Here is a 21,709-nt window from a genome sequence, read left to right as displayed (position 1 = left end):
ACCCGCCTTACGATTTAGCTTTAGGCATCTGGGAAACCAGTGACAGATTCACGTCCATTCCTTCCACCTGGAAGTGCGGCACCGCGTACAGCTTCACGCGGAAGAAACCCGGGTTGTCCTCGATATCTTCCACCACCACTTTTGCATCACGCAGTGGGTGTGAGGCCTGCAGTTCATCGCCCGGATCGGTCATTTCAGTAACCAGCCCACGAATCCAGGTATTGAGTTCCAGTTCCAGCAGGCGACGATCCTTGGTGGTGCCGATATTTTCACGCTGAATCAGCTTCAGGTAGTGAGCAATACGCGACAGCAGGAAGATATACGGCAGACGTGCATTGATGCGGCTGTTGGCGGTCGCATCAGCGGTGTCGTACAGCGCCGGTTTCTGCGTGGAGTTGGCCGAGAAGAAGCAGGCGTAATCACGGTTTTTATAATACGACAGCGGAATAAAACCGAGGTTGGCGAATTCGAACTCGCGGGTTTCCGGGATCATCACCTCTGACGGGATTTTCACCTGATTACCGGTGCCCAGGTCGTAAAGATGGATTGGCAGATCCTGCACCGCACCACCGGCCTGCGGGCCGCGAATTTGTACGCACCAGCCGTTGTTAATAAAGCTGCGCACCATATTGGCGGCAAAGGCAAAAGAGGCGTTGGTCCACAGATACTTACCGTGATCCGGGCCTTTCACCTCTTCCACGTAGTTAAAACTGCGCACCGGAACGGTATCCGGGCCGTACGGCAGGCGGCCAAGCACGCGCGGCATCACCAGACCGATGTAGCGGGAGTCGTCGGTTTCGCGGAAAGATTTCCATTTGATATATTCGGCACGGTCAAAGTAGTTACCGATATCTTTAATCGCAGCCACCTCTTCCATCGAGTCTTTCAGGAAGAATTTCGGGCCAGCGGAACCGATAAATGGCATATGTGCCGCTGCGGCAACTTTAGAGATATTACGCAGCAGTGCCACGTCCTGAGCAGACGCGTCAAACTCGTAACCGGAAATCAGTGCCCCAATCGGTTCACCGCCCGGGGTGTCGTATTCAGCAATGTAGGTGTGGTTATACAGGCCACTCTGAATAATTTCCGGCGCATCTTCAAAATCCTGGCGCAGGTCATCTTTAGACAGGTCCAGCAATTCAATTTTTACGTTCTGACGGAAATCGGTTTTATCCACCAGCGATTTCACACCGCGCCACAGTGACTCAACGCGTTGGAATTCTTCGTGGTGCATGACCGCATCCAGCTGGCGGCTAATCTGAAAATCCAGCTCGGCGATGTGGTGGTCAATCAGCGTTTTGTCCAGCTTGTCGACCTTTGAACCGGCTTTACTCAGGCACTCCAGGAACACCTGCATACCGGCCGTCAGGCGCTCATCCGCCGAAGCATCAGACATAGCCTGAGCATCCTGCCAGATATCCAGGTCGCTTAGCTGCGCAACCGGGCTGAGATTAATTTTTTCAAACAGTGAAGCGTAAACGCCGCCCACAACCGGGCGATCCAGCACGATGGTTTCACCGGCAGAGGTGGTTTCATTTTGAACAGACATCAGCATTCTCTCGTATTAATCCGTTAATAACGTCAGCGATCAGGCTTTTTCTGGCGCCAGTGCAGACAGTTCACGACGTAATTCGTCACTCAGGGCAGGATTTTTCAGGATGGACTCAAGCTCTTTGCGGAAAGTGACGTTATCCAGCAGGTTTGATTTGAGGTCACGCAGCAGGTTGCGCATGGCGAGCATCGCTTTCAGCTGAGGGATCTGGCGGGCGACCTGCTCCGGCGTGAAATCTTTCATATCGCGGAAGGTCAGGCGGACGTTCTCATCACTGCCGTCGCCGGCCAGCGTGTTTTCAACGGAGAGATTTACAGCAGGAGAAAATTCCGCCAGCACGCTGTCGAAATTATTTTTATTAACGTTGACCTTTTCGCGCTCGGACAGCACACGCTGCTCCTGGCCATTGCTGAAATCACCGGTCACCAGCAGTTTCAGCGGCAGTTCGGTCTTAAGCGCAGCGTTACCCGTATGCAGGTCTAATTTAATATTAACACGCGCTTTCGGGATTTCATTCTGATAAGAATTGCTCATATTAATTCCTGTAATATTGCCCCGGAAAGCGAGAGTAAGCACACTTTCCATATGTGATTCCAGGCGACTATATAGCAAAACTTTTACAGGTAGCAAGTGAGCAATTTCGATCCTTGTTACTGATTTAACTAAGAATTTTCCAACAATTTGAGATAAGTTATTGATAAAAATCACTTAAGAATACCAGGATTTATCCGAAAGACAGGGAAAATTTATTGTGAAAGCTGTGATGTAATCGATGGTTTTTTGAGCGAAATAATCACTCATATTTAACTATTAGTGGTTATGTAAGTTACAAATAATGACAACCGATGCTTGCGCTGCGATTGATTGCCGGGGAAATGGGGCTGGAGAGGGGCTAAGACGGTTATGGTAGCGTGACCGATTAACTTTACGTAATTATAATCTCTGCTCTGAGAAAATAATAAGTTTGATAACGAATAAGATAACTCGCTATAACATTGATATTACAACCTGTGCGGCTAATTTGCGACTTCAGTCTCGCCGAAATTCACTTAGCGGGATATTAATGAGGTTTATTAAATAACCGCATCGTACAAAATATCGTCATTGTTATTTATTTATTCTCTTGCTCAATCTGTAAAAACCGTATACGATGTTTTAAAACCTATACCAAAGGATAGGTTCACCTACAAAAACGATTTCCCTGGTGTTGGCCAAAGTGGCAACCCCTTACCCACGGTAAGGGGCTTTTTTTTGCCTGAGACTGGTTAATTTTCGAGCTAATTATTGCAACGAATAAAATTGCACTAACAATTATATAAATGCTTTGAGATATTGTAATCATTGAAAATTCTACCGCTAAAAACGCTACTTTTAAGTGTAATCACTACCCGGCAAATTGAGTAATTGATACTCTCTCTAACCCTCACCTGCTGGCATCAGAATCGACGACAACGCCGGTTAAAATGAGACTACTGCCTCATTTTAACAGCGTGACGTTTACTCTGATCGATCGGCTAAAATACCACCAATAGCTAAAGCAGAGCGTTTTTTGGTTGGCGACTAAACACTCTGCTTATCGCTATTAAATTTAATAATTAACTATTAAATAATAAAATTATTATCCTTCTTGAATACATTTCCTTTCTGCTGAATGAAGCTCTCAGGAAGATAGCGATGATAGTTACGCCGTTCACAAAATTCGATAAAATCATCCGTATGCGTGACGTCGCATTTTTCATAGATTTTTCCAATCTGTTCATCAACCGCCGCATAAGAGAGCTGCAAAACAGTGGCGATTTCCTTATTACTCATCCTTTGAAGCTTCAGAAACACAAACTCGCACTCTGGTTCGCTAAAAAACTCATCGGGTTTATTAAGCAATAGGGAACTGGGTGCATTTATTTTTATATATTTGTTTAGGTTGAAATTTTCTATGCTTTTGGAATGCAGTACCACCCCAACACAATGCCCACCATCGTCATAAAAAGGTAGTTTTCTGATGATGTACGGATGATTCAATTGTTGTAAATGTATTTCCAGCATAGTAATCGACTTATGATTCTGCACAACTATTCTATCCTGATGCTGCCATTCATCAACAATATACTGACTCTCTGTCAGCCTTGACTCCAACTCACTCTCCTGTTTTGTAAGCATATAGTCGGGCGAACTTAATCCCACTAATTTCGCAATCGCTCTATTAGCATAGATATAACGAGAGTTTATATCCTTTATTGCATATGGTTCATGCATCTGATCGAGTGTATTTGTAAGCATTTTAGGTAAGGACATATGATTTGAGATTGATTTATTCTTCTCGGAAAATGCATCACTAGACATAATAGTTCCTTTATATTTATCTATAATAATTTTCAATCTTAAGGCATGCCAATATTTTTAATTTCTCATAAATTAATTGAATTTATAGCTGATTTAACTTCTTTTCAAAGGTTATTTTTTGCTGCAGAATAAACTTTTTAGGCAGATATCGATTATAATCTCGCCTTTCGCAAAAATCACTAAAATCATCAAAGTGATTCACTCCTACCTTGTCGTACAAACACTTTAAACGATTATCAATAGTCCTTGATGAAAGATGTAATCTATTTCCTACCTCTTTGCTAGTCATTCCTTGAAGTTTTAGGAATATAATTTCGCATTCTTTTTCAGTAAAAAAATCATCAGGTTTACTTAATAGTAAGGATCCAGGAGTATTACCTTTAACAAAATCTTTAAGAGTAAAAACCTCAAGGTTTCTGCAATATGTAATCACTCCTACGCACTGATTATCATCATCATAAAAAGGTAACTTCCTAACAATATAAGGGAAATCAACAGCCTTAGGATGAATTTCAAGCAAAATTAATGCCTTTCTGCTTTGCGATATCTTTTTATCCTGCGCTTGCCATTCTGAAACAATAACCTCATTTTCCGTAAGGCGAGAATGAAAATCATTTTCTCGCTTGTAAAGCATCTCATCGGGTGAGCGAAGACCAGTAAGTTTCGCAGTTGCAAAATTGGCATAAATGAATCTTGAATCAAGATCCTTTATAAAATAAGGCTCTTGAAATTGATCAAGAGTACGTATTAACATTCCAGGTAATATTAATTGTGAAGCCTTTCTGTTTAACTGATTCTTTTCTACGAGCTCAGTCATATTAACTCCTTGTATAAAATACTCCATTAGAAGCCCACCATGGCTCCATACCAAACCTGTATCTAAGTACAGGCATTACGCTATCGTATACTTTTCGAACAGTCACCACAAGATAGCGCTTTATCCGTTGTTACACTGATTGGCTACCTGCAGGATGGCTGATTACTTAGGATGGAAATTATCAGGGGGGTTACGCTCGGGTAAATTGAGCACTACGCTTTTCGGCAAGCATCCCTGCTTGCCATTCAGCTACTGGGTATTTGCCCAGCGCGTGACACCAATATTGAACTTATGGGGTTGAGTGATGGCCTTTCTGGCAATCCAGTAAAGAATCACTTTATCATCATCACTGTCCCTGTCAGCCATCGACAATAACTTAAGCGATAGCGTGGATTTATTGACAGGTTGGTTTGCATCACTCAGTTCAATTACAGCCTGACCGATTAAACAGCAGACCTCGTCCTCGTTTGATGCGGATTCATATGCTCGGTCTTTCATATAGCCTCCTGTTGTTGGGACTTTAAGCCTGGCAAAAAAATCGGTTGCAGGTCGAAATAATCGGCACTGAGCAACATTTTGAAACGCTATTCAGAATTATCTGGCTGTTTCAGAAACATCAATAAACCCGGAAGATATTTAATTATTCCATCACTATTTGTTCCGCGTTTAACCGCTTATCTTCCTGATTAACATCACGGGAGGCCATTATGCACTCTACAACTGCTTTTTTAAAACAGCTCGAGCGCCTCTGGCGCAATGAACCCCAGCGCAGAAAAATGCCGGGTATTTTCTATCTGACGCCTGAACAACGCATCGCCATCGTTAAAGATCTGCTGTATCCGCTTAATGACAGACCGTCGCGATAATCGCTGACGGTTTTCTCAGGCTGAGTAACCGGATAGCAAGTTACTCAGCCGTTGTTTTTCCGCTGAAAAGGTAAGCAGAATGCTGCTTCAGCGCGAAAACTGTTTACATTAAATTTCCGTACCGATAACCTATTTAACGCCTTCCCCGCCCACTTCTAAGGGCAGAAAAGCGTAATCAATGCCGTTTATGCTGTTTTCAATGCATTTCATTCCGCGCCTGCGTCAGTTCATGCCGGATTCCCCCGTTCCCCGCTGCGGCAACTTACTATTACTGCAATTTCAGCATTCCCCACCGGGAGAATACCTATGAGTACGCAGACGGCAGTGAATCCCAATAATCGCACGCGCTGGCTTACCTTGTTTGGCACCATTATTACTCAGTTTGCGCTGGGTTCGGTATATACCTGGAGCCTGTTTAACAGTCAGCTTTCCCAAAAGCTGGACGCCCCCATCAGTCAGGTCGCCTTCTCTTTCGGTCTGCTTAGCCTCGGGCTGGCGCTTGCCTCTTCGGTTGCCGGCAAATTGCAGGAACGCTTTGGCGTGCGTAACGTCACTATCGGTGCCGGTTTGCTGATGGCGGTCGGCTTCTTCCTTACCGCTCATGCCAACAGCCTGTTTATGTTATACCTCAGTGCTGGCTTGCTGGTCGGCCTGGCGGACGGTGCTGGTTATCTGATTACCCTATCCAATTGTGTAAAATGGTTCCCGGAGCGCAAAGGGCTGATCTCTGCCTGCGCAATCGGTGCCTACGGCTTAGGCAGCCTGGGGTTCAAATTTATCTGTAGTTATCTGTTAAGCGTCAATAGCCTGGAAACCACCTTTATTATCTGGGGCGGCATGGCGATGGTGATGATTATTACCGGTGCATTACTGATGAAAGATGCGCCAAAACAGCAGCCGAATACCACCACCAGCAGCGGAGAGAGCGTGCGTGATTTCTCGCTGGCTGAATCCATGCGTCTGCCGCAATACTGGCTGCTGGCTTTAATGTTTCTGACTGCCTGTATGAGTGGCCTGTATGTTATCGGCGTGGCAAAAGACATTGGCGAAGGGCTGGTGAATCTCAGTACGCAAACTGCGGCCAATGCGGTCACGATTATCGCCATCGCCAATCTGAGCGGACGCCTGATTCTTGGGGTATTGTCGGATAAGATTGCGCGTATCCGGGTCATTACGCTGGCACAGGTGGTTTCTCTGGTCGGCATGAGCATTCTGCTGTTTACCAGTATGAATCAAACCACCTTCTTTATTTCTATTGCCTGTGTGGCCTTTAGTTTTGGCGGCACCATTACCGTTTATCCGTCGCTGGTGAGTGACTTCTTTGGCCTGAATAACCTGACGAAAAACTACGGTGTACTTTATCTCGGCTTTGGTATCGGCAGCGTGATGGGCTCACTGATTGCTTCATTGTTTGGCGGCTTCACCGTGACCTTTAGCCTGATTATGACGCTGTTGGTGATTTCGCTGATTATCTCCACCACCATTCGCCTGCCGCATCAGCCGGCGAAAGTAAAAACGGCTTATCAACAAAGTAAAGCCTGATTCAACGGGCCGGAGAATCTCCGGCCCGTGCTTTTAACGCTGATGATAACGAAACAGCGGTTCCACCATTCCAGCTACCTCTACCCGCACGGCGAACACATTGCCGGAAAGTGGATAACGCTCCAGCTCTTCTTCGGTACGATCCTCACGAGAACTGGTGATATACAGGGTTTTCAAATCTTCCCCGCCAAAAGCCACCATTGTCGGCCAACGTACCGGCAATATGATTTCATCAACAATTTCAGCGCTTTCAGGATGAATTCGCACCACGCGTCCCCCATCAAACATTGCCGACCAGTAGTAGCCTTCGCTGTCGATTGCCGCGCCATCCGGTAAACCACCCTGCTGAGAGTCAAAGCGTTTAAACGCCTTACGCGCGCCCACTTCACCGCTGGTTGGGTCAACGGGATAGCGCCAGAGCACCGCATTCGGCGTATCGCTGTGATACATCCAGCGGCGGTCTGGTGAGAAAGCCAGCCCGTTGGAAATTTTCACATCGTCATTCACGACCGTCAGGTTGAGCTGAGAATCCAGGCAGCATAACTTGCCGCCGTTGCGATCCTGCGGCTCCCACAGGCTGCCACACCAGAAGCGCCCAAAGGGATCAACCCGGCCGTCGTTAAAGCGGCTTTTGCTGGCCTCGCCTGGGTTATCGGCAATTTTCCGTTCGATTTTTCCCTGCTCATCGAGGAACCATACGCCGCTACGCAGCGCAGCGACGATACCGCCACCGGCACGCAGACCGATGCAGCCCACCTCTTCAGTCAGTGGAAAGCTTTGGCACTCACCACTTTGCGGATGAAAACGATGAATCGCCGGTGCCAGAATATCCACCAACCACAGCACCTGATGTTCCGGCGACCATAGCGGACACTCCCCCAGTTCAGCCTGCAACGGCAGCACACATTCAACCTGATAAGCCATCTTTCCCTCTTTATGTCCTGATTCCACAATGGTGCCACTTATTGTAGCTGGATTTCAGATGAGAATGATTATCTAATTCTTTTTGCTTTTCGGAATACGCCTTATATTATGATATCTTATTCAGTTAATTCTTATTCCAATCCGCTTACTGCCCTGTCAAAAACTCCAACTGAAATATTTTTAAATATCTTATTAAATAACTCTACAAAGCAGGCATTATTCCTCCACTTTTGTTTCGTAAAGTTGTAGTCATTGAAAAGAGGAAGGATTTACACCGTGAAAAAAATAATTAAAGCGGTCTCAGTCGTCGCACTGATGACAATGTTGAGTGGGTGTATCGTCGCGCCAGGGCATCATCACAATAGTGGCTGGCATGGCGGCGGCGGCTGGCACGGTGGTGGACATGGTCACGGACACCATCGCGGCAGATAAGTGAAGAATTCAGTAAAAATATGAGCCACACCAGGGTCTCATATCCGTGGGCAAAGCCTGCACACAGCAATATAAGAAAATAAAGCAGTAAACTTGGGCGGGAATTTTTCCCGCCCTTATTATTTGTAGCGACGAAAAAGAACAGAATCCAGATAAGCTGACTCAAGTCAGTGATTCGGGTGAGCGACCGCAGCCAACGCCGCTGCGGCTTTAATTACGCCGGAAAAATCCTCAAAGTAATTAGAGTTGCAGCAAGGCGGCAAGGAGAGAATCCAGATAAGCTGACTTAAGTCAGTGATTCGGATGAGCGACCGCAGCCAACGCCGCTGCGGCTTTAATTACGCCGCGGAAATCCTCAAAGTAATTAGAGTTGCAGCAAGGCGGCAAGGAGAGAATCCCGATGAGCTGACTCAAGTCAGTGATTCGGGTGAGCGACCGCAGCCAACGCCGCTGCGGCTTTAATTACGCAGAGGATTAGCCTTTAATGCTGTAATTACACTGATACCACACCTTCTTCAATCCCGGAACATGACTCTTTTGCTCTGGTAACGATTCTGCGATATCAAAACCCTTGTTGACATAATAGTTTGTCAGATCGCTGAGCATCGCATCACGGTTGACCGTTTCTGGATTAAAGCGATATTGCACGGTATTTGACAGCGGGTCTTCGTCTACTCTCTCGAAGGCACCGGGTTTGCTGGAGGTACATCCCGCTAATAAAAGCAGCGCCATTGCGCTAATAATTTTGATTTTCATCACTTTTCCTCTTTTTGATGCGGCATGATAGCAATCCGGCAGCAGGCAACAATCGGACAGAAGCTTAATTGTCAGAAAAATTGGAAATTTTTGCCGATTGAATCGATTCAATTAACCGAATGGCGCTATCCTGGCACTGGTGAGATTATGCTGTCAGACAGCGAAAGCCAGTCTGTGCCACACCAGGTTTTTTAACCATAATGACAATGAATTGACCTTTAAGCCCGCGGCGAGCGGGCTTTTTTTTATCTGTTATCCGGCGTTAGTGCTCAGCATCATACGCAGAACATTGGCGGATTGTTTGGTCGGAAGTGCCAACACCGCGCTGTAGAGATCGATGGTCATATCGCACATTTTTTCAGGTTCGACACGGCTGTCAGTGGGAGAATTCAGCAATTGCAGATCGCTGCCCCATTTGGCATACAGCTTACGCACAATGCTTTGCAGACTCCGGCGCGCCTGCGCAATATCGATCGGCTTCTCTGCCCCCTGACTGGCGCGTAGCAGCGCATCCATCTGCTGCCGATCCTGTTGCAGTAACGTTTGCGGCAACAGCTCTTCGCTGTTCACACCGCCGCGGATTTGCGGGAACAAAAACTTAAAGCACAGCTCCCCATTCTGCTGCCGCAGGTTTTCCATCTGGCTGACCGAGAGGCGCATATAGTTGATGATGCTGTCGTCATCTGCGCGACCTACCCGCTGATTAAGCAGTTCAGCCACCATTGGGCGTAGCTGGCCTATTGCTTTGTCCGGGTCAGTTCCGGCGCGTACCGCAGCGACTAATTGCTCATTTATCTGCTTATACAGCGCTGGCTGCTGCTGCCTGATGGTGCTGTACGGCGGCGTCGCGGCCAGCTGCTGCTGTGCATCAGCAATTTTATCCGCCTGCCGTTGTTGCTGTCGTTGTAGCTGCTGTTGCTGTTGATGCTGTTTTTGCTGCGGATAAATCCAGCCGAGCCAGACCCCATTGCCCACCACCAGCGGAATAATTACCAATAACAGCGCGCTCAGGCGACCAATTTTACCTTTTTTAACCAGCAACAATGCCAGCAGTGACAGCACCAACAGCGCGATAACCGAAGGGATCAGGGTTGGGTTATTCAAAACAGGTTTCCCGAGTCAGACTGAGATTTCAGGCGGCGCGTGGCGCACCGCCCAGGCAGAGGGTTATTCTGCGCGCACATCCACCAGCACCGGGCAATGCGCACGTTCGATGACCGCAGCACTGACCGAGCCTTTCAGCAGACGGTTGAATGGCGACAGATGACGACGTCCCATGATAATCATCGCGGCTTGCAGCTCATTTGCCTGTGCCACAATGGTTTCTGCCGACTCGCCCGCCACGACCCGGCCACGGGCATTGATGCCGGCACGCAATAGTTGCGCCAGCGCGTGTCGCACCGCGGCTTCGGCGGTGTTTTGCTCATCCTGGGCAGCACCAAAATCTGCCGGATCTTCACCGGCGGTAATGTCCAGCGGGCCAGCCGGAGTCGAGTAGCTGGGATCAACACAACATATCACCACCACTTCAGCCTGCATCGCCAGCGCCTGTTCGGTTGCCAGCGAAACCACTTTCCGGGCTAAATCTGAATTATCGACTGCCACTAACAGCGTTTTCATCTCTCTCTCCCTTAATCGCGAGCGGTAATTTTACCAATCTCACGCGTCATTGCCTCTTTGCACTTGAGAATTTCAGCACGGTACAGTGCTTCATTCAGCTGAAATCGTGCGCAGGGCACCAGTAATGAAATGCTGAAACGCCCAAGCACGGTATCAATCGCCACCGCCATGGTGGAGATGCCCTCCAGCGTTTCACCGCGATCGTAAGAGACGCCGGTCTGGCGCACCTCTTTCAAGTGTGCCAGCAGCTCTGGCAGCGTTTTAATCGTATTTTGCGTTATCGCCATATACGCCTCACCCACCAGCGTTCGCGCATCGTCATCACACTCCAGCGCCAGCAGCGCGCGGCCACCCGAGGTGCTGTACAGTGGCAGATTAAGGCCGATACGCGGCACCACCCGCAGCTCGCGATCGGCGACCACGTAATGCAAAATTGCCAGCTGCGTGCCGCTGGCGCGCGACAACGATACGGTTTCTCCGGTCGCATCACACAGCGTCTGTAAATAGGGTTTGGCGATTTCTACCACATCGGTATGCACTCCGGACAACAGTCGCAGCAGCGCAGGCCCGAGGCGCACGCCGCCCGCCCCCTGAATTCGCACCATCTGGACAGAATCAAGCGCAGCGACAATACGCTGCACGGTCGAGCGCGGTAAATCCACCGCCTGGGCAATTTCCCCCAGGCTCATGCCATTTGATTGTTCACCTAAGGCATTGAGAATTTTCGCGGCGCGAGCGATGACCTGAATGCCACCCGCTTTTTCATCGTCGCGGCGTTGAGGGTTTTCAGATACAGACATGATGTTCTCTTTATTATCAGGGCAAAGATACTTTAGCGCTTCTTGCGCACTTTTTACAGCCTGTACCACATTGCAATACAGCAAACCACGATGTAATATGCAGCCCGCTGTATCACATCGCAATACAGTGCACCGAATATAATAATTTCTTATGGAGCATCTGCTATGAACGGCCAGCCCGCTGCGGCACCGGTCCCCCATCCTTTTACCCTGCGTCTGGCGCTCGGTTTAGTGGGAGTACTGATCGCTGCGCTCACCTCGGGTTTAAACGATCGCGTCAGTGATATTGCACTGGCTGACGTGCGCGCGGCACTCGGCATCAGCTATGACCAGGGTAGCTGGATTACGACGGTTTATCAGGCGGCTGAAGTCGCCACCATGATGATCGCACCGTGGTTTGCCGTCACTCTTTCACTGCGCCGCTTTGCCATTGGCGTGTCGATCGGTTTTGCCGTGACCGGCGCACTGCTGCCCTTCGCGCCGGATATTACGCTGTTTATCGCCCTGCGCGTTTTACAGGGTATTTTTGGCGGGGCGCTGCCGCCACTGTTAATGACCGTCGCCCTGCGCTTTTTGCCGCCGCCAATAAAATTGTTTGGTCTGAGCGCCTATGCGTTAACCGCAACTTTCGGACCCAATATGGCCGCTTCACTGGCGGCATTCTGGACTGACTCGGTAGGCTGGCAGTTTGTTTTCTGGCAGGTGATCCCGCCAATGATAGTGGCCGGATTATTGATCGCCTGGGGCCTGCCGCAGGATCCCACCCGTTTCGAACGCTTTAAGCAAATCGATCTGTTCGGCATGCTGACCGGCTGTAGCGGAATGGCGCTGCTGGTGATGACGCTGACGCAAGGTGAACGCCTGGACTGGCTGAACTCGCCGCTAATCTGCGCGATGCTGCTCAGTTCGCTGGCCCTGCTGCTGGTGTTCTTTATTAACGAGTGGTTTCATCCGCTGCCGCTGTTCAAACTGCAGATTCTGGCGCGCACCAATCTCGCACATGGCTTGCTGGTGCTGGCCATCGTGCTGACCATTGCGCTATCCGGCTCGGCGCTGCCTTCTGCCTATTTTGCTCAGGTTGAGGGTTTTCGCACCGCGCAGTTTGCGCCGCTGGCGCTGGCGATTGGCTTGCCGCAGCTGATTATTGCGCCGCTGGTGGCGGCACTGCTTAATCTACGCTGGATAGACAGCCGCTGGATGCTGTCGCTGGGCGCGGCGCTGATGGCGGCCTCTTGCCTGATGGGGTCGCAGCTGACCAGCGACTGGGCGCGGGAAAATTTCTGGATGATTCAGGCTATGCAGGCGTTTGGTCAGCCGATGATGATCGTCTCGGTGCTGATGAGTGCCACCAGCGTCGTTCTGCCGCCGGAAGGACCGTTTGCTTCGGCGATGTTTAATACCGTACGCGGTTTTTCCAGCGTCGCCGCGGGCGCATTAGTTGAATGGTTTCTCAGCCATCGCCAGCAGTTTCATTCACATAACCTGCTCGATCAGGCGGCAAACCGCTCGTGGCTGATGACGGCTGATTCAGCCGCCAGCGCCAGCGGCTCCGCTCCGCTGCTGCCAGACGGCAGCATCAGTTCGGCGGAAAATATTGGCCACTTCGCCACGCTGGTAAAACATCAGAGTGTGGTTTTGAGCATCAGTGACAGCTACCTGATGCTGATTGGCTTCGCAATACTGCTGGTCCTGCTTACCGTCTGGCTGCCAAAACGCGTCTGGCCGCCGCAAACTCTTATTCAATCTGTCACGCACACCCCGGGAAAATGATTATGCGTTTCACTCCTGCAAAACGAACTCTTCTGCTGACGCTGCTGCTGGTTATGCTGCTGGCGATAGCGCTGTTTATCTGGTCGACGATGACGCAAAAAAGTTATCGCACCGAAGATGCTTATATTACCGCCGACTACACGCTGGTCGCGCCGAAGATCTCTGGCTATATCGCCAACGTGAATGTCACCGATAACCAGCAGGTTAAGGCTGGCGATTTGCTGGCAACGCTGGACGACCGCGACTATCGCGTGGCGCTGGAAACCGCCAATGCCAATCTGCAGATCAGTCAGGCCAAGCTCATCAGCATTGAAGCTCAGCTGGATCAGCAACAAGCGGTGATTAACCAATCCCGTGCCGCCGTTAGCTCCAGCCAGGCAACGCTCAGCTACGCCGGGCAAAATGCCGACCGCTATCGTCAGCTGTTGAAATCCGGTACCGCTACCGCCGACGAACAGCAAAAGGCCAGCTCGACCATGCGCTCCGCCGCCGCGCAGGTGCAGCAGGATCAGGCCGCGCTGCTGGCATCAACCAAGCAGGTGGGGATTTTGCAGGCCAGCCTGAAGCAGGCGAAAGCGGATATTGCCGCCTCGCAGGCCAGCGTCGATCAGGCTCAGTTAAACCTCTCTTATACCCGCATTACCGCACCGGTTGACGGCGTGATTGGTCAGCGCTCACTGCGTCAGGGGGCTTTTGTCTCGGCGGGTACGCGTTTACTGGCAGTGGTGCCGCTACAGCAAAGCTATGTGGTGGCGAACTTCCTTGAAACGCAGCTGGCTAATGTGCAGCCGGGTCAGGCGGTTTCTATTGAAGTCGATGCCCTTCCCGGTAGCCATTTTAGTGGGCACGTTGACAGCGTTGCGCCAGCTACCGGCAGCACTTTCTCCGCTATCGCGGCGGATAATGCCACCGGTAATTTCACCAAAGTGGTACAGCGTTTGCCGGTTAAAATCGTGCTGGATGCCGACCAGCCGGACCTTTCCCGCCTGCGCGTCGGAATGTCAGTGGTGCCGCAGATTATGGTTAAATAATTGTGAAGAACGTCTCAGAACAAGACTATTTATTTTACAGATATTTCAGCGTAGATTAGTCCCGATCCTGCTCCGGGTTTCCCGGGGCAACCTGAGATGAAAGCGTGATGCACCTTAATAAGCACATCTTTCTCTCAATCTGTTGCGTTACGTGGGCCTGGGATCACCACTGTCGTAACTGCTCAGAGGAGTTATCTGGTGAAATACGCTTTGATGGGAATCTCTTTCTTCCTGTGCATCTGGGTCGGCACTTTTATGTTAATGGTTTAATACAGCGCAGGCATTCTGTCAGGGCGGCGAAAATCGCCGCCCCTTCATAACGTTTTCATTACTCAGACGTGATAACACCGTCAGCACGAAACATCGCTTTAATTCCCCTGACCGCCTGACGAATACGATCGCTGTTCTCAATCAGCGCAAAGCGCACGTGGGTATCGCCGTAATCGCCAAAACCGATACCTGGTGACACGCAGACTTTCGCTTCCTGCAACATATGCTTGGCGAACTCCAGCGAACCTAAATGTGCGTAGTGCTCGGGAATCTTCGCCCAGACGTACATTGACGCTTTTGGCACTTCAACCATCCAGCCCGCTTCATGCAAACCTTTTACCAGCACATCGCGACGGCGTTTATACTGCGCGGCGATATCAAGCACGCACTGCTGATCGCCTTCCAGCGCGGCAATTGCGGCCACCTGCAACGGCGTAAACGTGCCGTAATCGTGATAGCTTTTAATGCGCGCCAGCGCGCTGACCAGCTCTTTGTTGCCCACCATAAAACCGATGCGCCAGCCGGCCATATTGTAACTTTTTGACAGGGTAAAGAATTCAACCGCCACATCACGCGCGCCCGGCACCTGCATAATTGAGGGCGCTTTCCAGCCGTCATACACGATATCGGCGTAGGCAAGATCGTGGATCACCAGTACGTTATACTGTTTTGCCAGCGCGATAACCCGCTCGAAGAAATCCAGCTCGACGCACTGCGCGGTCGGGTTAGACGGAAAGCCGAGGATCATCATCTTCGGTTTCGGATAGCTTTCGCGTATCGCTCGCTCCAGCTCATTAAAGAAGTCGACGCCGGCTACCAGCGGCACCGAGCGCACCTGAGCACCAGCAATGACTGCGCCATAAATATGAATCGGATAGCTGGGATTCGGCACCAGTACGGTATCGCCATGATCAAGCGTTGCCAGCATCAGATGCGCCAGCCCCTCTTTCGATCCAATGGTAACGATAGCTTCCGACTCTGGATCGATATCTACCTGATAGCGATCGGCATACCAGCGGGAGATCGCCCGGCGCAAGCGCGGGATTCCGCGCGAAGTCGAGTAACCGTGAGTATCTTCGCGCTGGGCAACGGTACAGAGTTTTTCGACAATGTGGGGTGGCGTGGGGCCATCCGGGTTACCCATGCTGAAATCAATAATATCTTCGCCGCGCCGACGCGCAGCCATTTTCAGCTCAGCAGTGATGTTGAACACATAAGGGGGGAGACGTTCAATACGAGAAAAACGACGAGTTGAGCCGTTGTCAGCCATAGCATCCTCTGATTTACGTAAGCGCCCGGACCGTCCGAGCGACGCTGACCACTGCGGTGGTCGAGGAATGAACATATCGCACTGTTTGCCAGGCTGTCGAGGGGGCAGGATAAAATTTTTTCAATTGGCATTATTCAGCCGACCAAACACCCAATCGTTTACCCACTGCCCACGCAGCAGATAATTATCCCGCAGTGTCCCCTCCAGCTCAAAACCACTGTGCTCCAGTACCCGCCGTGACGCCCAGTTCCCTTCCACTACCGAGGCTTTCAGTTTGTGGAATTCGCACTGAACGGTTAAAAATTGACACATCAACTGTAAGGCCTCACTGACGTAGCCTTTTCCCCAATGTTGCGGCAGCAATGAATAACCGACTTCAACCTGACGCCATGGAATCCAGTCGGCATTAGCGCCCAGCATTCCCAGCGCTTCACCCGTTTCACGCAGCCGCAGCACCATACACAACATGTGGTAACTGCTGGTTTGCCACGGGGCCAGACGCTCGTTAAATCGCTGAAGAATATCTGCGTGCGAAGGGATCTCACTGATCCAGCGCATGACCTGTTTATCGTTGTGCAGCGCGTTAAATAACTGCCAGTCTTCCGGTTGCAGCTTGCTTAATACCAACCGTTCCGTCGTCAAATGCATAGCACACTCCCTGATAAGGGGAAATTTAGTTATAAACTCAACCCTGTTTAATTCCGCTTTTTTGCGTTCTGATGGCTACGAACCTACCAATAGAAAAATATTCTGAGCTGTATAACAGACCCGGAGAACATCTTATGCCATCACTACATATCGACGATATACCCACCGCCATTCGTGAGATCAAGATCAAGTTACGCGCTGAGCTACCTGATTACCGTGACGTATTTCAACAAGTTGAAGCGGATATGCGCCGGCAGATCGATCAACTGCATAGCGCGCAGGCTGCGGGCGAACATCCGGTGCCGCAACTGGACGCGGAAGACATTATCCAGGGGCGGATTAGCGAACAACAGAAACAGCGGGTCAGGCAACGCGGCTGCTGCACCATTCGTGGCGTATTCCCGCAGGAGACCGCGCGCCAGTGGAATCAGGAAGTGGGTGACTACCTTGAGCGGAATAATTTTGTCGAACGACTCAAACATGCGGCGGAAGATAATTATTTTGGCGATCTGAAAGCCAGTAAGCCACAAATCTATGGCATTTACTGGTCTGCGCCACAGGTGGAAGCGCGCCAGCATGCGCGCATGACCGCAGTTCAGGTGTTTCTTAACAGCCTGTGGCAAAGCGAAAGCCACGGTCAGCAGCATTTTGATCCGCAGCGCGTGGTGACTTATGCCGATCGCACCCGTCGCCGCCCGTCAAACTCCACGTCACTGGGGCTGTCGCCACATGTGGATGGCGGTTCGATTGAGCGCTGGCTGGATGAGAACTTCCGTCATGTATACCGCGCGGTATTCAGCGGTAACTGGCAGCAATACAATCCATTTGATGCGGAAAAACGTACCGAAGTGCGCGAATGCCCGTCACCGGCGGTCTGTTCGATGTTTCGTACTTTTCAGGGCTGGACGGCGCTGACGCCGCAACGCCAGCATGGCGGTACGCTGCGGTTACTGCCGGTAGCCAACGCCATGGCCTATATTTTGCTGCGTGCGCTACAGGATGACGTGCCGGAAGACGATCTGTGTGGTGCGGCCCCTGGCCGGGCATTATCGGTCAGTGAAAGCTGGCATCCTCTTTTACTGGAAGGGATTTCCTCAATTCCGGATATGGAGCCGGGTGATACGGTTTTCTGGCACTGCGATGTGATTCATGCGGTGGAAAACGAGCATCATGGCGAGTTTGACAGTAACGTGATGTATATCGCTGCCGCGCCCTGGTGTGAGAAAAACGCCGCTTATCTGCACCGCCAGTGGCCGGCGTTTGTTGAGGGAAGGTCGCCGCCGGACTTTGCCGCCGATGACTTCGAGGTCGATTTTACTGGCCGCGCTGGTGAACAGAGCCTGACAGCATTAGGAAAAGTGCAACTTAAAGGCTGACGTTGACGGGGCGAAGGCTTTCGCCCCGCTATTTATTGCAGCAAAATTGATCTTAAGCCGCGATGCGGCAATCTTCCGCGCAGTTGCCTGGCACATTACCATGAGTTTCCTTATTATTGTGGCTTCAACTTTAGCCTTGCGGGATGCCTGTGCAATCCATCTTTGACATGCTGCTGGCGGTGTTTGACCGCGCGGCGCTGATGTTAATCAGCTTATTCTTTATGACGCGCACGCGTCACTTTCGCCAGTTACTGCAAAAAGATCAGCATTCGCGTCAGGAGCTGGTTGCCGTTAGCGCTATCTTTTCACTGTTTGCGCTGTTTGGCACCTGGACCGGCATTAACGTCGACGGATCGCTGGTTAACGTCAGAGTGATTGCGGTGATGTCCGGCGGGATTCTGTTTGGCCCGTGGGTTGGCATTGCTACCGGCGTCATTGCCGGGGTTCACCGTTTTCTGATCGATATTCACGGCGTGACGTCGGTTCCCTGTTTAGTCACCAGTATTGCCGCCGGATTTATCGCTGGCTGGATCAACCTGAAAGTGGCGAAGGACAAACAGTGGAGCGTCGGTATTATTGGCGGCATGCTGTGTGAGTCACTGACCATGCTGCTGATTGTGCTGTGGGCCGAACCTAAATCACTCGGTCTGGCTATCGTATCGGAAATTGCCCTGCCGATGATTCTTGGCGCGGTGTGCATTGGCTTAATTGTATTACTGGTGCAGAGCGTCGAGGGCGAAAAAGAGGCGATTGCCGCGCGGCAGGCCAAGCTGGCGCTGGATATCGCCAATAAAACCCTGCCGCTGTTTCGCCAGGTCAACAGCCAGTCGCTGCGCAAGGTCTGCGATATTATCCGCTGCGATATCAATGCCGATGCCGTGGCAATTACCAATAAACATCAGATTCTTGCCTATGTTGGCTTTGGCGAGCACAACTATCATAACGGCGATGATGGCATCAGCCCGACCACTGCGCAGGCGATTGCCAGCGGGAAAATTATCATTAAGAACAATGATGAAGCGCACCGCACGCCAGATATTCACTCTATGATTGTGATTCCGCTGCGGGAAAAAGGCGAAGTGACCGGCACGCTGAAAATTTATTACCGGCACGCGCACCGAATTACCTGGTCGCTGAAGGAGATGGCTATCGGGCTGTCGCAGATTATCTCGACCCAGCTGGAAGTCTCACGCGCCGAGCAGCTGCGTGAAATGGCGAATAAAGCTGAATTGCGCGCGCTGCAAAGCAAGATTAATCCACACTTTCTGTTTAATGCGCTGAATGCCATCTCCTCTTCGATTCGGCTGAATCCGGATACTGCACGTCAGTTAATTATCAATCTGTCACGCTATCTGCGCTATAACCTGGAGTTCAGCGATGATGACGCTATCGATATCAAGAAAGAGCTGTATCAAGTTAAAGATTATATCGCGATTGAACAGGCACGCTTTGGTGACAAACTGACGGTAATTTATGAGGTCGATGAAGATGTCGCCTGTAAAGTGCCGAGTTTGTTAATCCAGCCGCTGGTGGAAAATGCCATCGTGCACGGTATTCAGCCCTGCCGGGGCAAAGGCGTGGTGGTGCTGGCAGTACAGGATCAGGGTAACCGGGTGCGTATTTCGGTACGCGACACCGGGAATGGCATCAGTGACGAAGTAATAGCACGCGTCGAAAATAACGAAATGCCGGGCAATAAAATTGGTTTACTCAACGTGCATCATCGCGTGAAGTTACTGTACGGTGAAGGGTTACAGATTTACCGGCTTAATCCCGGGACAGAAATCGCTTTCTACGTCAGTAAAAATGGCAGTTCGCTGACAGAAAATAATGGTTCACTTTCGGTGTGATGCACCGTTTTTTGGGGAATAACTTGTGAATGCGATTATTGTTGAAGATGAGTTTCTGGCTCAGCAAGAGCTAAGCTGGCTGATTCAGCAACATAGCCAGATTAAGATTGAAGGCCGTTTTGATGACGGTCTCGACGTGCTGAAATATCTGCAAAATCATCAGGTCGACGTGATCTTTCTCGATATCAACATTCCATCACTGGATGGGGTATTGCTGGCGCAAAACATCAGCAAATTCACCCATAAGCCGCTGATTGTATTTATCACCGCTTATAAAGAACATGCGGTAGAAGCCTTTGAGCTGGAAGCCTTCGACTATATTCTCAAGCCATACCATGAGTCGCGGATTGTCACCATGTTGCGCAAGCTGGAACTGACCCACCAGCAGAATCAGCAGGCGCAAACCGCTGGCACCCCGCAGGCGCGTCACACACCGATGACCATCAATTTAGAGAAAGATGATCGGATTATCGTCACCGATATTAACGATATTTATTATGCTGAAGCGCATGAAAAAATGACGTTTGTTTATACGCGGCGTGAAGAGTACGTGATGTCGATGAATATCACCGAGTTTTGCAGCCGCCTGCCGGAAGAGTATTTCTTCCGCTGCCACCGCTCATGGTGCGTTAATCTGAGTAAAATTCGCGAAATCGAGCCTTGGTTCAACAATACCTATATTCTGAAGCTGCGCGATCTGGATTTTCAGGTGCCGGTCAGCAGAAGTAAGGTTAAGGCATTCCGCCAGTTAATGCGGTTGTAATCACCGCGGGCTTAGGCGGCGAGAACGCCGCCCCAGCGGGAAAATCAGCGGTTACAGCACGCGCCCCAGCGTCTGACGCAGATGCGCTCCGGCACCCAGCAGGCCCGGTTGATCGTGGGTGATCATATACACCGGAATATCGGTAACGTAGTCGCGAAAACGCCCTTTATCTTCAAATGCCGCGCGGAAACCCGAGGATTTAAAGAATTCGAGGAAGCGCGGCACAATGCCCCCGGCGATATACACGCCGCCAAAAGTGCCAAGCGTCAGCGCCAGGTTGCCACCAAAACGCCCCATAATCACGCAGAACAGTGACAGCGCCCGACGGCAGTCAATACAGCTGTCTTCCAGCGCACGCGCAGAAACATCCTTCGGCGACAGGTTTTCTGGTACACGGTCATCTGATTTAACAATCGCCCGATACAGATTGACCAGCCCCATCCCGGACAGCACGCGTTCGGCGGATACATGGCCGATTTCCGCACGCAGCACTTCCAGAATCAGGTCTTCTTCTTCACTGTTAGGCGCAAAATCTACGTGACCGCCCTCGCCCGGCAGACTCACCCAGCGCTTATCGACGTGCACCAGGTGCGCCACGCCGAGGCCGGTTCCGGCACCGTAAACCGCAATCGGACGGTCTTTAACTGCATCTTTACCACCAAACTGGATGACATCCGCCGCCGACAGCATCGGGATTGCCATTGATACCGCAGTAAAGTCGTTGATAATTTCCAGATGCTCAAAACCAAGATTTGCTTTCAGCTGACGGGTGGAAAACGCCCAGTCGTGATTGGTCATCTCGACCCAGTCTTCGGTTATTGGGCAGGCGATAGCGATACAGCCGTCTTTAATATCCTGCTGTTGCTCTTCAAGATAGACGCGAATCACGGCTTCAAGACTGTCATATTCTGATGTCGGGAAAGTTTTGACCTGCGACAGGTTGCCCGTTTCCACCTCGCACAGGGCGAGGCGTGCGTTGGTGCCGCCAACATCGCCTGTCAAAGCATATTTTGTCATTATTCTGCTGCTCCGTTAACGTCAATGAGTACCACTATAAATTTCCCCCGATAAAACAACAACGC

22 protein-coding genes are annotated in these 21,709 nt (G+C 50.6%); 9 read left to right on the top strand and 13 right to left on the bottom strand.

What is annotated here, in order from left to right; all coding sequences use genetic code 11:
- Positions 1–7: 7 nt before the first annotated feature.
- From tssC to ACP3TC_RS05935, 5 genes are all read right to left on the bottom strand, one after another.
- Entirely contained in the window at positions 8–1,555 is a 1,548-nt protein-coding gene (gene tssC, locus ACP3TC_RS05955) for a type VI secretion system contractile sheath large subunit (RefSeq protein ID WP_313853020.1), read from the bottom strand.
- A 33-nt stretch (positions 1,556–1,588) separates the two neighbouring features.
- Complete coding sequence (gene tssB / locus ACP3TC_RS05950) at positions 1,589–2,086, bottom strand: type VI secretion system contractile sheath small subunit (RefSeq protein WP_313853021.1); 498 nt, start codon at positions 2,084–2,086, stop codon at positions 1,589–1,591.
- 1,068 nt (positions 2,087–3,154) lie between these two features.
- Positions 3,155–3,892, bottom strand: coding sequence for a PAS domain-containing protein (locus ACP3TC_RS05945; protein WP_426817752.1), 738 nt, complete (start codon positions 3,890–3,892; stop codon positions 3,155–3,157).
- An 82-nt stretch (positions 3,893–3,974) separates the two neighbouring features.
- Positions 3,975–4,709: a PAS domain-containing protein gene (locus ACP3TC_RS05940; RefSeq protein ID WP_313853025.1), complete on the bottom strand. Its 735-nt coding sequence runs from the start codon at positions 4,707–4,709 to the stop codon at positions 3,975–3,977.
- A gap of 249 nt (positions 4,710–4,958) precedes the next feature.
- On the bottom strand, positions 4,959–5,207 hold the full coding sequence (locus ACP3TC_RS05935) for a hypothetical protein (RefSeq protein ID WP_052897134.1): 249 nt from the start codon (positions 5,205–5,207) through the stop codon (positions 4,959–4,961).
- A 209-nt stretch (positions 5,208–5,416) separates the two neighbouring features.
- Here ACP3TC_RS05935 and ACP3TC_RS05930 point away from each other — a divergent pair, with 209 nt between their 5' ends.
- Together ACP3TC_RS05930 and ACP3TC_RS05925 are read left to right on the top strand one after the other, a co-directional pair.
- Complete coding sequence (locus tag ACP3TC_RS05930; RefSeq protein ID WP_313853030.1) at positions 5,417–5,575, top strand: hypothetical protein; 159 nt, start codon at positions 5,417–5,419, stop codon at positions 5,573–5,575.
- Between the two features lie 306 nt (positions 5,576–5,881).
- Positions 5,882–7,117 carry an L-lactate MFS transporter gene (locus ACP3TC_RS05925; RefSeq protein WP_313853031.1) on the top strand — a complete coding sequence of 412 codons (1,236 nt, stop codon included), beginning with the start codon at positions 5,882–5,884 and terminating at the stop codon, positions 7,115–7,117.
- A 33-nt stretch (positions 7,118–7,150) separates the two neighbouring features.
- On the opposite strand, the gene ACP3TC_RS05920 is transcribed toward ACP3TC_RS05925, so the two are convergent.
- A complete protein-coding gene (locus ACP3TC_RS05920; RefSeq protein WP_426817751.1) occupies positions 7,151–8,041 on the bottom strand; it encodes an SMP-30/gluconolactonase/LRE family protein in 891 nt (296 codons plus the stop codon).
- A 276-nt stretch (positions 8,042–8,317) separates the two neighbouring features.
- On the opposite strand from ACP3TC_RS05920, the gene ACP3TC_RS05915 reads away from it, so the two are divergent.
- Entirely contained in the window at positions 8,318–8,473 is a 156-nt protein-coding gene (locus ACP3TC_RS05915; RefSeq protein WP_426817750.1) for a hypothetical protein, read from the top strand.
- 474 nt (positions 8,474–8,947) lie between these two features.
- Here ACP3TC_RS05915 and ACP3TC_RS05910 read toward each other — a convergent pair whose 3' ends face one another.
- The 4 genes from ACP3TC_RS05910 to ACP3TC_RS05895 form a co-directional block, all read right to left on the bottom strand.
- Complete coding sequence (locus tag ACP3TC_RS05910) at positions 8,948–9,229, bottom strand: hypothetical protein (RefSeq protein WP_426817749.1); 282 nt, start codon at positions 9,227–9,229, stop codon at positions 8,948–8,950.
- Positions 9,230–9,481: 252 nt separating this feature from the next.
- Complete coding sequence (locus ACP3TC_RS05905; RefSeq protein ID WP_426817748.1) at positions 9,482–10,333, bottom strand: hypothetical protein; 852 nt, start codon at positions 10,331–10,333, stop codon at positions 9,482–9,484.
- 63 nt (positions 10,334–10,396) lie between these two features.
- Positions 10,397–10,849: a universal stress protein gene (locus ACP3TC_RS05900; RefSeq protein ID WP_426817747.1), complete on the bottom strand. Its 453-nt coding sequence runs from the start codon at positions 10,847–10,849 to the stop codon at positions 10,397–10,399.
- Positions 10,850–10,860: 11 nt separating this feature from the next.
- Entirely contained in the window at positions 10,861–11,649 is a 789-nt protein-coding gene (locus ACP3TC_RS05895; protein WP_313853036.1) for an IclR family transcriptional regulator, read from the bottom strand.
- 165 nt (positions 11,650–11,814) lie between these two features.
- Between ACP3TC_RS05895 and ACP3TC_RS05890 the strand changes: the two genes are divergently transcribed.
- The 3 genes from ACP3TC_RS05890 (at position 11,815) to ypdK (ending at position 14,720) form a co-directional block, all read left to right on the top strand.
- Positions 11,815–13,419: an MFS transporter gene (locus ACP3TC_RS05890; protein WP_426817746.1), complete on the top strand. Its 1,605-nt coding sequence runs from the start codon at positions 11,815–11,817 to the stop codon at positions 13,417–13,419.
- Positions 13,420–13,421: 2 nt separating this feature from the next.
- On the top strand, positions 13,422–14,450 hold the full coding sequence (locus tag ACP3TC_RS05885; protein WP_426817745.1) for an HlyD family secretion protein: 1,029 nt from the start codon (positions 13,422–13,424) through the stop codon (positions 14,448–14,450).
- 198 nt (positions 14,451–14,648) lie between these two features.
- Positions 14,649–14,720: a membrane protein YpdK gene (gene ypdK / locus ACP3TC_RS05880; protein WP_156322224.1), complete on the top strand. Its 72-nt coding sequence runs from the start codon at positions 14,649–14,651 to the stop codon at positions 14,718–14,720.
- A gap of 58 nt (positions 14,721–14,778) precedes the next feature.
- Here the strand turns inward: ypdK and alaC are convergent, their stop codons facing one another.
- Together alaC and ACP3TC_RS05870 are read right to left on the bottom strand one after the other, a co-directional pair.
- Positions 14,779–15,990 carry an alanine transaminase gene (alaC, locus tag ACP3TC_RS05875; RefSeq protein ID WP_313853041.1) on the bottom strand — a complete coding sequence of 404 codons (1,212 nt, stop codon included), beginning with the start codon at positions 15,988–15,990 and terminating at the stop codon, positions 14,779–14,781.
- Between the two features lie 120 nt (positions 15,991–16,110).
- On the bottom strand, positions 16,111–16,638 hold the full coding sequence (locus tag ACP3TC_RS05870) for a GNAT family N-acetyltransferase (RefSeq protein ID WP_313853042.1): 528 nt from the start codon (positions 16,636–16,638) through the stop codon (positions 16,111–16,113).
- A gap of 134 nt (positions 16,639–16,772) precedes the next feature.
- On the opposite strand from ACP3TC_RS05870, the gene ACP3TC_RS05865 reads away from it, so the two are divergent.
- The 3 genes from ACP3TC_RS05865 (at position 16,773) to ACP3TC_RS05855 (ending at position 20,627) form a co-directional block, all read left to right on the top strand.
- The gene (locus ACP3TC_RS05865) at positions 16,773–18,014 is read left to right on the top strand and encodes a DUF1479 domain-containing protein (RefSeq protein WP_426817744.1); all 1,242 of its coding nucleotides are present in this window, start codon (positions 16,773–16,775) and stop codon (positions 18,012–18,014) included.
- A gap of 167 nt (positions 18,015–18,181) precedes the next feature.
- Entirely contained in the window at positions 18,182–19,864 is a 1,683-nt protein-coding gene (locus ACP3TC_RS05860; RefSeq protein ID WP_426818242.1) for a LytS/YhcK type 5TM receptor domain-containing protein, read from the top strand.
- A gap of 25 nt (positions 19,865–19,889) precedes the next feature.
- A complete protein-coding gene (locus ACP3TC_RS05855; RefSeq protein ID WP_313853044.1) occupies positions 19,890–20,627 on the top strand; it encodes a LytR/AlgR family response regulator transcription factor in 738 nt (245 codons plus the stop codon).
- 51 nt (positions 20,628–20,678) lie between these two features.
- Here ACP3TC_RS05855 and glk read toward each other — a convergent pair whose 3' ends face one another.
- Entirely contained in the window at positions 20,679–21,644 is a 966-nt protein-coding gene (glk, locus tag ACP3TC_RS05850; RefSeq protein ID WP_313853045.1) for a glucokinase, read from the bottom strand.
- Positions 21,645–21,709 lie beyond the last annotated feature (65 nt).

The organism is Winslowiella sp. 2C04, assembly GCF_050037805.1.
Classification (GTDB): domain Bacteria; phylum Pseudomonadota; class Gammaproteobacteria; order Enterobacterales; family Enterobacteriaceae; genus Erwinia; species Erwinia toletana_A.
The sequence above is the reverse complement of the archived record's forward strand: the minus strand, read 5'-3'. Positions and strand labels throughout refer to the sequence as shown.